Here is an 11,783-nt window from a genome sequence, read left to right on the forward strand (position 1 = left end):
CGGCCGGGCGACTTGTATCAACGGATGTCCTGAGCTTTCCACCAGCCACAGAACTCGTCGAGGGCCGACCACAGGCTGACTTTCGGATCGTAGTCCAGATAATGCCGGGCGCGGCTGATGTCGAGGGTGAAATTTTTCTTCATGACCTGCATGCCCAACCGCGAGAGGGTCGGCTCCGGGCGGCCCGGCCAGAGTTTGCACACGCCTTCGTTGAGCGCAGCAACGCTGTAGGCCAGACCGTACGAGCGGTATTTGCTGACCTGCGGCACTTCCATCTTGCGCATCACATAATTGACCACATCCCACAGCGGCACCGGCGCGCCATTGCTGATGTTGTAGGCCTTGCCCAACGCGGAACCGGCTGCCAGCAGACTACTGAGCAGCGCTTCGTTGAGGTTCTGCACGCTGGTGAAGTCGACCTTGTTCAGACCGTCGCCAATGATCGCCAGACGCCCCTTGCGCTGCATGTTCAGCAGCCGCGGGAAAATGCTCATGTCGCCGGCGCCAGTGACGAAACGCGGGCGCAGGGCAATGGTTTCCAGACCGAATTCCTGCGCGCCAAAGACCTTTTGCTCGGCCAGGTATTTGGTCGCCGCGTAGTTATGCTTGAAGCGCTTGGGCACTTGCTCTTCGGTCAGGCCGAGGTGATCGCGGCCATCGAAATAGATCGACGGCGACGACAGATGCACCAGTCGCCGCACGCGCTGCTTGAGGCAGGCTTCGACGACGTTTTCGGTGACCTGCACGTTGCCCTGATGAAAGTCCTGATAGCGCCCCCACAAGCCGACGGCGCCGGCGCAGTGCACCACGGCTTCGACGTCGGCACAGAGCTCGCGCACCAGATCCGCATCGGTGAGATCGCCCGGGACGAACTCGGCGCCACGGCGCACCAGATGCTCGACGCTTTCGGCCCGGCGACCGTTGACCCGCACGTCCAGGCCCTGCTCCAAAGCGAAACGCGCAAAGCGTCCGCCAATGAAGCCGCTTGCGCCGGTGACCAGAATTTTCATGTAACGCTCCGATGTCTTTCGTTTACCTGATACGTCTGTCTTGACGCTGACCGTCAGCCCAAGGGCACCAGCCAGCGCGGTGAAGAACGTAGCAATTGCTCGGTCAGCAAGGCCAGCAGCTGACCGCCATTGCGCCAATGATGCCAGTACAACGGCACATCGATCGGTTTATCTGGCAACAGTTCGCGCAATACGCCGCGTTGCAGTTGATCGCGCACTTGCAGTTCCGGCACCAGGCCCCAACCAAACCCGGCTTCGGTCAGACGCACAAAACCTTCGGAGGACGGGCACAAATGATGCTCGAAACCACCATCGACACCGAGCGATGCGAGGTAGCGATGCTGGAGAAAATCGTCCGGGCCGAACACCAGCGCCGGGGTGCGCGGCAACTGCTCGGCGCACACGCCGTCGGGGAAATGCCGTTCGATAAACGCCGGACTGGCCAGCGCCCGATAGCGCATCGCCCCGAGCAACACGCTGCGCGCACCGGCCACCGGGCGCTCGCTGGCACAGACACACGCCGCCACTTCCCCGGCACGCATGCGCTTGAGGCCGACGGTCTGATCTTCCACCACCAGATCCAGCAATAAATGCTGCTCGGCGCAGAAATCGCCCACGGCCTCGGCCCACCAGGTGGCGAGGCTGTCGGCGTTGATGGCGATGCGCAGACGCTCCGGCAGGCCTTCTTCGTCGAGCGCCGGCACCAGGGTCTGCAAGTCACGTTCGAGCAGGCGCACCTGCTGCACATGGTTGAGCAGCCGCCGGCCAATCTCGGTCGGCGATGGCGGCGTGCCGCGTACCAGCACCGGTTGGCCGACCCGCGCTTCCAGCAATTTGATCCGCTGGGAAATCGCCGATTGCGACAAGCCCAGCACCTGCGCGGCACGTTCGAATCCAGCCTGCTCGACCACGGCGGCCAGAGCGGAAAGCAATTTGTAGTCGAACATCAGTTTTCCTAATGAGCGATCAGCACTATTGGTTTTTCTTATACCGCTTTCGACCGGAGAATAGCCAGCAAGCACTCTTTATCAAGGAACACGGCAATGGCTGGCGAAACCTCACTCACAACTCTGCTGCGCAGCATGAGCCCGCAGCTCAATGCAGGCGAATACGTGTTCTGCACCCTGCGTGACGGCCAGTTGCCGAGCGGTGTGGAGCTTGTCGGCAGCTTCCGCGAGCAGGAAGGCCTGACCGTTATTCTGGAGCGCTCCCAGGCTGAACGCGCCGGGTTCGCTTTTGATTATGTGGCGGCGTGGATCACCCTCAACGTGCATTCGGCACTGGAAGCCGTCGGCCTCACCGCGGCGTTCGCCAGCGCATTGGGCAAGGCCGGAATCAGTTGCAACGTGATCGCCGGTTATTACCACGATCATTTGTTTGTCGGTCAGGCCGACGCCGAGCGCGCCATGCACGTGCTGCGCGATCTCGCAGCTAACGCGGAGTAACTCTTTATGTGGCAAAGCTATGTGAACGGCCTGCTGGTGGCCTTGGGGCTGATCATGGCGATCGGCACCCAGAACGCTTTTGTGCTGGCGCAGAGTCTGCGACGCGAACATCACCTGCCGGTGGCGGCGTTGTGTGTGGCGTGCGATGCGCTGCTGGTGGCGGCCGGGGTGTTTGGCTTGGCCACCGTGTTGGCGCAGAACCCGACATTGCTCGCGGTGGCACGCTGGGGCGGCGCGGTCTTTTTGATCTGGTATGGCAGCCAGGCGCTGCGAAGGGCGTTCTCGAAACAGAGTCTGGATCAGGGTGAAAACCACACCGTACGCTCGTTGCGCGCGGTGATGCTCAGCGCGCTGGCAGTGACACTGCTCAACCCGCACGTTTATCTGGACACGGTGTTGCTGATCGGCTCGCTGGGGGCGCAGCAGTCGGTGCCGGGCGCGTATGTCGTGGGCGCCGCGAGTGCGTCGCTGCTGTGGTTTTTCACCTTGGCGCTAGGTGCCGCGTGGCTTGCACCGTGGCTGGCGCGGCCGAGTACCTGGCGGATTCTCGATCTTCTGGTGGCAGTGATGATGTTCACGGTGGCGGGCCAATTGATTATCGCCAACTGATTTATTCCAAAAGGCTCTGGAACCTCTATCCCACACAGTTGTTGCGTGGTTAAGCCTTGACCCCGGTGCTATGATCCGAACCCTGCGCCGCAAAGAGTAAAAACTCGTCGGTGCATTTCTGGCCGCCCGTGATCGGCCTTGCGCTCACCGCAACAGACCTGATTAGGAGAATCATCATGGCTTTCGAATTGCCGCCGCTGCCTTACGCACACGATGCCCTGCAGCCGCACATTTCCAAGGAAACCCTGGAATTTCACCACGACAAGCACCACAACACCTATGTCGTGAACCTGAACAACCTGGTGCCAGGCACCGAGTTCGAAGGCAAGACCCTGGAAGAGATCGTCAAGACTTCCTCGGGCGGCATCTTCAACAACGCCGCTCAGGTCTGGAACCACACTTTCTACTGGAACTGCCTGGCGCCAAACGCCGGCGGTCAACCAACCGGCGCACTGGCTGAAGCGATCAACGCAGCCTTCGGTTCGTTCGACAAGTTCAAGGAAGAGTTCAGCAAAACCTCGATCGGCACCTTCGGTTCCGGCTGGGGCTGGCTGGTGAAAAAGGCTGACGGTTCCCTGGCTCTGGCCAGCACCATCGGCGCCGGCAACCCGCTGACCAGCGGCGACACCCCGCTACTGACCTGCGACGTCTGGGAACACGCTTACTACATCGACTACCGCAACCTGCGTCCGAAGTACGTTGAAGCGTTCTGGAACCTGGTCAACTGGAAGTTCGTCGCTGAGCAGTTCGAAGGCAAAACCTTCACCGCTTAAGCTGCGCGCCAGATAAAAAACCCGGCTACGGCCGGGTTTTTTTATGCCTGCTTTTTTTCACGATGAACGCTGGCTCCGGCCACTTGCCGGTGCAGCACAGCGGGCTACCATCAAATCAGCGAAAATTTGTTCCACACCGCTCAAGTTGAGGGCCGAAACTACCGACACAGTACAAATAGAGCTGAGACTCCAGACAGCAGTATTTCGGCCAAGGCCACGGGCAAATGTTCCGAGGCTTGATTGTCCCTTTGACTGCCAACACGGGATTGCCAATACTCATGGCAACTTGACGCTACCCGCACGGAACAAGGAATAACCCTTTGAAGCTGGAACTCAAGAACAGCTTGTCGGTGAAGTTGCTCCGGGTCGTGCTCCTTTCGGCATTGATCGTCGGCGTGGTCTTGAGCTGCGCCCAGATCGTTTTCGATGCCTATAAAACCCGCCAGGCGGTGGCCGGCGACGCTCAGCGCATCCTCGACATGTTCCGTGATCCCTCGACTCAGGCGGTCTACAGCCTGGACCGGGAAATGGGCATGCAGGTGATCGAAGGCCTGTTCCAGGACGACGCCGTGCGCCAGGCCTCCATCGGCCATCCCAACGAAGCGATGCTCGCGCAGAAGTCCCGTGAATTGCAGCACTCCAACAGCCGCTGGCTGACTGACCTGATTCTCGGTCAGGAACGCACCTTCACCACTCAATTGGTCGGTCGCGGTCCCTATAGCGAGTATTACGGCGACCTGAGCATCACCCTCGACACCGCCACCTATGGCGAGAGTTTCATCGTCAGTTCGGTGATTATTTTCATTTCCGGCGTCTTGCGCGCCCTGGCCATGGGCCTGGTGTTGTATCTGGTTTATCACTGGCTGCTGACCAAGCCGCTGTCACGGATCATCGAGCACCTGACCGAAATCAATCCCGATCGCCCCAGCGAGCACAAGATTCCACAGCTCAAGGGTCACGAAAAGAATGAACTCGGCATCTGGATCAACACCGCCAACCAGTTGCTCGAATCGATAGAACGCAACACCCATCTGCGCCACGAAGCGGAAAACAGCCTGCTGCGCATGGCCCAGTACGACTTCCTCACCGGCCTGCCGAACCGCCAGCAATTGCAGCAGCAACTGGACAAGATTCTGGTCGACGCCGGCAAGCTGCAACGCCGGGTCGCGGTGTTGTGTGTGGGGCTGGATGATTTCAAAGGAATCAACGAGCAGTTCAGCTACCAGACCGGTGACCAGTTGCTGCTGGCGCTGGCCGACCGCCTGCGCGCCCACAGCGGTCGCCTCGGCGCCCTCGCCCGTCTGGGTGGCGACCAGTTCGCGCTGGTGCAGGCCGATATCGAACAACCTTATGAAGCGGCAGAGCTGGCGCAGAGCATCCTCGATGATCTGGAAGCGGCGTTCGCCCTCGACCATCAGGAAATCCGCCTGCGCGCGACCATCGGCATCACCCTGTTCCCCGAGGACGGCGACAGCACCGAGAAGCTGTTGCAGAAGGCCGAGCAGACCATGACGCTGGCCAAGACCCGCTCGCGCAACCGCTATCAGTTCTACATCGCCAGTGTCGACAGCGAGATGCGTCGCCGTCGCGAACTGGAAAAAGACCTGCGCGACGCACTGATTCGCGACCAGTTCTACCTCGTCTATCAGCCGCAGATCAGCTACCGCGATCACCGCGTGGTCGGGGTCGAAGCGCTGATTCGCTGGCAGCATCCGGAACACGGTCTGGTGCCGCCGGACCTGTTCATTCCGCTGGCCGAACAGAACGGCACGATCATCGCCATCGGCGAGTGGGTGCTGGATCAGGCCTGCAAGCAATTGCGCGAATGGCACGATCAGGGCTTCGTCGATCTGCGCATGGCGGTCAACCTGTCCACCGTGCAACTGCACCACGCCGAGTTGCCGCGAGTGGTCAACAACCTGCTGCAGATCTACCGCCTGCCGCCGCGCAGCCTGGAGCTGGAAGTCACCGAAACCGGCCTGATGGAAGACATCAGCACCGCCGCCCAACACCTGCTGAGCCTACGCCGCTCCGGGGCGCTGATCGCCATCGACGACTTCGGCACCGGCTACTCATCGCTGAGTTACCTGAAAAGCCTGCCGCTGGACAAGATCAAGATCGACAAGAGCTTCGTCCAGGATCTGCTGGATGACGACGATGATGCGACCATCGTTCGCGCGATCATCCAGCTGGGCAAGAGCCTGGGCATGCAGGTGATTGCCGAAGGCGTGGAAACCGCCGAGCAAGAGTCCTACATCATCTCCGAAGGCTGCCACGAAGGTCAGGGTTACCACTACAGCAAGCCGCTGCCTGCCCGGGAATTGACGGCCTACCTCAAGCAAGCCCAACGCACCAATGCTGCCATTCTCTAGAAGATCAAAAGATCGTAGCCTGCGGCAGCTCCTACAGGGATCGCATTCCCCTGTAGGAGCTGTCGAGTGAAACGAGGCTGCGATCTTTTGATCTGCGCCATCACACCGGCGTAAACAAGAAATATTTCCAGCCACAGCCCTTTACACATAATGCGAAAGATTTGCATTATGTCGCAGCTTTGCGCACCCCCGCGCCCTGTCCATTCCATTACCGAAGCAGGATGTTCGCCATGATTCGTATGCCTCTGGCTACCGCCAGTCTGCTGGCCATCGCTATTTCCCTCGCCGGTTGCGGCGAAGGCAAAGACAAGGCTGCCGCCCCGGCCGCGCCGACTCCAGCCGCCAGCACCGCTGCCGCGCCAGCACCTGCCGCTGCCGGTAAAGTCGATGAAGCCGCCGCCAAGGCTGTGGTCGCGCACTACGCCGACATGGTCTTCGCCGTCTACAGCGATGCCGAATCCACTGCGAAAACCCTGCAAACGGCGGTCGACGCGTTCCTCGCCAAACCGAACGCCGACACCCTGAAAGCCGCCAAGGCTGCCTGGGTCGCTGCGCGCGTGCCTTACCTGCAGAGCGAAGTGTTTCGCTTCGGCAACACCATCATCGACGACTGGGAAGGTCAGGTGAACGCCTGGCCGCTGGACGAAGGCCTGATCGACTACGTCGACAAATCCTACGAGCACGCGCTGGGCAACCCGGGCGCCACCGCCAACATCATCGCCAACACTGAAGTGCAGGTCGGCGAAGACAAGGTCGATGTGAAAGACATCACCCCGGAAAAACTTGCCAGCCTCAACGAGCTGGGCGGTTCCGAAGCCAACGTCGCCACCGGCTACCACGCCATCGAATTCCTGCTCTGGGGCCAGGACCTGAACGGCACCGGCCCGGGCGCCGGCAACCGTCCAGCCTCGGACTACCTGGAAGGCGCAGGCGCCACTGGCGGTCACAACGATCGTCGCCGTGCGTACCTCAAAGCCGTGACCCAACTGCTGGTCAGCGACCTGGAAGAAATGGTCGGCAACTGGAAGCCGAACGTGGCTGACAACTACCGCGCCACCCTGGAAGCCGAACCGGCTGAAAGCGGCCTGCGCAAAATGCTGTTCGGCATGGGCAGCCTGTCCCTGGGCGAATTGGCGGGCGAGCGCATGAAGGTTTCCCTGGAGGCCAACTCCCCGGAAGACGAACAGGATTGCTTCAGCGACAACACCCACAACTCGCACTTCTACGATGCCAAAGGCATTCGTAACGTGTACCTGGGCGAGTACACCCGCACCGACGGCACCAAAATGACCGGTGCCAGCCTGTCGTCGCTGGTGGCCAAGGCCGACCCGGCTGCCGACACCGCGCTGAAAGCCGATCTGGCCGCTACCGAAGCTAAAATCCAGGTCATGGTCGATCACGCCAACAAGGGTGAGCACTACGACCAGTTGATCGCTGCGGGCAACACCGCCGGCAACCAGATCGTGCGTGACGCCATCGCCGCACTGGTCAAGCAGACCGGCTCGATCGAAGCCGCTGCCGGCAAGCTGGGCATCAGCGACCTGAACCCGGACAACGCTGATCACGAGTTCTGATCACGCGCGTTCGACTGAAAAAGGCGACCTGCGGGTCGCCTTTTTCATGCCTGCCGTACACAAAACCCTGCTCCATGGTGTGTTCGATATCAGGTACACCACCAAATCCTGTGGGAGCGAGCCTGCTCGCGAAGGCGTCATCTGGCGCAACATCGTCAGCGCGGCGGACACCGCTTTCGCGAGCAGGCTCGCTCCCACAGGGTTTGCATGAGTTTCAAGGCTTGCGCCATATCAAGCAAACGATAATTCCTCTTATTCAAACTCACTCGCCCTGTTAGACTTTGCGCCTTTGTTTTCGCCCGTCCGCAGGATGTCTGATGCCCTCGCTGCCGCTTCGCTTGTCCGCACTGTTTCTGGCCCTGGGCCTGAGTGCCTGCGATGACGCCCCGCGCTTTACCAAGGCTGAGCCGGGTGAAGCGCGTTCGGGCGGGGCGGCGACTGTGCGCAAGACCGATCAGAATGCGTTCTCACTGCCTTCGGCCAATCTGCCGCCGTCGCGTCGCGTCGACTTCAGCGTCGGCAACAGCTTCTTCCGCAGTCCGTGGGTGATCGCCCCGTCGACCACCACCGCCCGCGATGGTCTCGGCCCGCTGTTCAACACCAACGCCTGCCAGAACTGCCACATCAAGGACGGTCGCGGACATCCGCCAGCGCCGGATGCGGCGAACGCGGTATCGATGCTGGTGCGTCTGTCGATCCCTGATTCACCGGCCTATGCCAAAGTCATCGAGCAAGTCGGCGTGGTGCCCGAGCCGGTCTACGGCGGCCAGTTCCAGGACATGGCCGTGCCCGGGGTCACGCCCGAAGGCAAGGTGCGCGTCGAGTACACCCCGGTGTCGATTCGTTTCAAGGACGGCACCGAAGTCGAGCTGCGCAAACCGGTTCTGCAATTCACTCAGTTGGGCTACGGCCCGATGCACCCGGACACGCGTTTCTCGGCCCGCGTCGCACCGCCGATGATTGGCCTCGGCCTGCTCGAAGCCATTCCCGAAGAAGCGATCCTCGCTAACGCCGCCGCGCAGGCCAAAGAGAACAACGGCATTAAGGGTCGCGTAAATCGGGTCTGGGACGATGAGTTACAGAAAACCGTGGCCGGCCGTTTTGGCTGGAAAGCCGGACAACCGAATCTCAATCAGCAGAATGTCCACGCGTTTTCCGGAGACATGGGCCTGACCACCAGCCTCAGACCCTTCGATGACTGCACCGACGCACAAACTGCGTGCAAACAGGCGCCGAACGGCAATGGCCCGGACGGCGAGCCGGAAGTCAGCGACAACATCCTGCGTCTGGTGCTGTTCTACACACGCAACCTCGCAGTGCCGGCACGTCGCGGCGTCAACGACGAACAAGTGCTGGCCGGCAAGAACCTGTTCTTCCAGGCTGGCTGCCAGTCCTGCCACACGCCGAAATACACCACCGCCGCCAACGCCGCCGAACCTGAACTGGCCAATCAAGTGATTCGCCCGTACAGCGATCTGCTGCTGCATGACATGGGCGATGGTCTGGCCGACAACCGCACCGAATTCCAGGCCTCCGGCCGCGACTGGCGCACCCCGCCGTTGTGGGGGATCGGTCTGACGCAGGCAGTCAGTGGTCACACCCAGTTCTTGCATGACGGTCGCGCCCGCAATCTGCTCGAAGCCGTGCTCTGGCATGGCGGCGAAGCGCAGCAGGCGCAGCAACAGGTTTTGTCTTTCAACGCCGAGCAGCGTGCTGCGCTGCTGGCGTTCTTGAACTCACTTTAAACACTTAAAAGAATCGGGAGCCCGACATGTTCCGTCCCAAGTTGTTGTTCACCAGCCTTGCCGCACTCGCCCTCGGCGCCTGCTCGCCGCAGGATCCGCAAGCGGTCACGTCGGCGGCCATCGCCAAATCGGTGATCCTGCCGACCTACACCCGTTGGGTCGAAGCCGACAAGCAACTGGCGGTCAGCGCCCTCGCCTACTGCCAGGGCAAGGAAACCCTGGAAACCGCCCGCGCCGACTTCCTGCACGCGCAGAAAGCCTGGGCCGAGCTGCAACCGCTGCTGATCGGCCCATTGGCCGAGGGCAACCGTTCGTGGCAGGTGCAGTTCTGGCCGGACAAGAAAAACCTCGTCGGCCGTCAGGTCGAGCAACTGGTGATCGCCCAGCCGCAGATCGACGCCGCCGCACTGGCTAAATCCAGCGTGGTGGTGCAGGGCCTGTCGGCTTACGAATACATCCTGTTCGATGAAAAACCGGACGTCGCCAACGCCGAGCAGAAAGCCAAATACTGCCCACTGTTGATCGCCATCGGCGAGCGCCAGAAGCAACTGGCCGAAGAGATTCTGCAGAGCTGGAACAACACCGACGGCATGCTCGCGCAAATGAGCAAGTTCCCCAACCAGCGCTACGCCGACTCCCACGAAGCGATCGCCGATCTGCTGCGTGTGCAGGTCACCGCCCTCGACACCCTGAAGAAAAAACTCGGCACACCGATGGGCCGTCAGAGCAAAGGCGTGCCGCAGCCGTTCCAGGCCGATGCGTGGCGCAGCCAGTCGTCGCTGACCGCGCTGGAAGCCAGCCTCGCTGCAGCCAAAACCGTCTGGGAAGGCGTCGACAACAAAGGCCTGCGCGGTCTGCTGCCGGCCGAGCAGAAACCGTTGGCGGACAAGATCGACGCTGCCTACGCCGCGTCGCTGAAACTGTTCGACAGCAGCCAGCGCTCGCTGACCGAAATGCTCCAGGACGACGCCGGTCGTCAACAACTCAACGATCTCTACGACAGCCTCAACGTCGTCCATCGCCTGCACGAAGGCGAACTGGCCAAGGCGCTGGGTATCCAACTGGGCTTCAACGCCAACGACGGTGACTGATGAGGGCAAGTGCCATGCTGCGACGCCAGGCTCTGACTTTAGGTAGTTTGCTGCTGGGAGCAGTGACACTGGGCGGCTGGACGCTGTTCAAGCGCAAGGATCAGAGCCCGTTGTTGCTCTCGGCGCGCGACGACACCGACGGCAAGCATTACGCCGTCGGTTATCGGCTGGACGGTACGCAGGTGTTCGCCACCGAGGTCGGCCAGCGCTGTCACGACATCATCAACCACCCGACGCTGCCGATCGCGCTGTTCGTCGCCCGCCGCCCGGGCACAGAGAGCTACCTGATCGATCTGCGCGACGGGACGTTGCTGCAAACCGTGACTTCGCAGCCGAACCGGCATTTCTACGGCCACGCCGTGGTGCACAAGGACGGCGAATACCTGTACGCCACCGAGAACGACACCACGGATCCGGGGCGTGGCCTGCTCGGGGTGTACAAGTTCGAAGGCGAGCGGCTGGTGCACAGCGGTGAGATTTCCACCCATGGCCTCGGCCCGCATCAGGTCTCGTGGATGCCCGATGGCGAAACCCTGGTGGTGGCCAACGGCGGGATCCGCACCGAGGCCGAAAGCCGCGTCGACATGAACCTCAACGCCATGGAACCGAGCCTGGTGCTGATGCAGCGCGACGGCACCCTGCTGAGCAAGGAAACCCTTTCCCAGCAGATGAACAGCGTGCGTCACCTGGGCATCGCCAGCGACGGCACCATCGTTGCCGGCCAGCAATTCATGGGCGCCTCGCATGAGCGCTCCGAGCTGTTGGCGATCAAGCGTCCGGGCCAGCGCTTCGTGGCATTCCCGGTGCCGGAGCATCAGTTGCAGTCGATGGGGCATTACACCGCCAGCGTCGCAGTGCACAGCGAACTGCGGTTGGTGGCGCTGACCGCGCCGCGTGGCAACCGGTTCTTCATCTGGGACCTGGACAGCGGCGAAGTGCGCCTCGACGCGCCGCTGCCCGATTGCGCCGGCGTTGGTGCGGTGCAGAACGGCTTCGTCGTGACCTCGGGTCAGGGCCGTTGCCGCTACTACGATTGCCGCCAGGATGAGCTGCTGGCCAAACCGCTGGAATTGCCGGCAGGGCTCTGGGACAACCATCTGCATTTGATCGCATAACCCACCTGTTCTGAGTACGACTCATAACCTGTAGCGAGGGGATTTATCC

At 61.5% G+C, this 11,783-nt stretch carries 10 protein-coding genes; 8 read left to right on the plus strand and 2 right to left on the minus strand.

Annotated features, from left to right (window positions below; all coding sequences use genetic code 11):
- Positions 1 to 17: 17 nt before the first annotated feature.
- Together ACOYXG_RS20890 and ACOYXG_RS20895 are read right to left on the minus strand one after the other, a co-directional pair.
- Positions 18 to 1,010 carry an NAD-dependent epimerase/dehydratase family protein gene (locus ACOYXG_RS20890; RefSeq protein ID WP_115989002.1) on the minus strand — a complete coding sequence of 331 codons (993 nt, stop codon included), beginning with the start codon at positions 1,008 to 1,010 and terminating at the stop codon, positions 18 to 20.
- A gap of 53 nt (positions 1,011 to 1,063) precedes the next feature.
- Positions 1,064 to 1,957: a LysR family transcriptional regulator ArgP gene (locus ACOYXG_RS20895; protein ID WP_027612478.1), complete on the minus strand. Its 894-nt coding sequence runs from the start codon at positions 1,955 to 1,957 to the stop codon at positions 1,064 to 1,066.
- Between the two features lie 96 nt (positions 1,958 to 2,053).
- On the opposite strand from ACOYXG_RS20895, the gene ACOYXG_RS20900 reads away from it, so the two are divergent.
- From ACOYXG_RS20900 to ACOYXG_RS20935, 8 genes are all read left to right on the plus strand, one after another.
- Complete coding sequence (locus ACOYXG_RS20900) at positions 2,054 to 2,455, plus strand: ACT domain-containing protein (protein ID WP_103367387.1); 402 nt, start codon at positions 2,054 to 2,056, stop codon at positions 2,453 to 2,455.
- 6 nt (positions 2,456 to 2,461) lie between these two features.
- A complete protein-coding gene (locus ACOYXG_RS20905) occupies positions 2,462 to 3,064 on the plus strand; it encodes a LysE/ArgO family amino acid transporter (protein ID WP_027612476.1) in 603 nt (200 codons plus the stop codon).
- Between the two features lie 176 nt (positions 3,065 to 3,240).
- Positions 3,241 to 3,837, plus strand: a complete 597-nt coding sequence (locus ACOYXG_RS20910) for a superoxide dismutase (RefSeq protein ID WP_003227660.1) — start codon at positions 3,241 to 3,243, stop codon at positions 3,835 to 3,837.
- Between the two features lie 320 nt (positions 3,838 to 4,157).
- Positions 4,158 to 6,209, plus strand: a complete 2,052-nt coding sequence (locus tag ACOYXG_RS20915) for a putative bifunctional diguanylate cyclase/phosphodiesterase (protein ID WP_027612474.1) — start codon at positions 4,158 to 4,160, stop codon at positions 6,207 to 6,209.
- 230 nt (positions 6,210 to 6,439) lie between these two features.
- Positions 6,440 to 7,783: an imelysin family protein gene (locus ACOYXG_RS20920; protein WP_134787216.1), complete on the plus strand. Its 1,344-nt coding sequence runs from the start codon at positions 6,440 to 6,442 to the stop codon at positions 7,781 to 7,783.
- A 317-nt stretch (positions 7,784 to 8,100) separates the two neighbouring features.
- The gene (locus ACOYXG_RS20925) at positions 8,101 to 9,528 is read left to right on the plus strand and encodes a di-heme oxidoreductase family protein (RefSeq protein WP_460353756.1); all 1,428 of its coding nucleotides are present in this window, start codon (positions 8,101 to 8,103) and stop codon (positions 9,526 to 9,528) included.
- Positions 9,529 to 9,554: 26 nt separating this feature from the next.
- Entirely contained in the window at positions 9,555 to 10,619 is a 1,065-nt protein-coding gene (locus tag ACOYXG_RS20930) for an imelysin family protein (RefSeq protein ID WP_027612470.1), read from the plus strand.
- A 14-nt stretch (positions 10,620 to 10,633) separates the two neighbouring features.
- Entirely contained in the window at positions 10,634 to 11,734 is a 1,101-nt protein-coding gene (locus ACOYXG_RS20935; protein WP_460353759.1) for a DUF1513 domain-containing protein, read from the plus strand.
- Positions 11,735 to 11,783: the final 49 nt, after the last annotated feature.

It is taken from the genome of Pseudomonas sp. G3-39 (genome assembly GCF_054790485.1).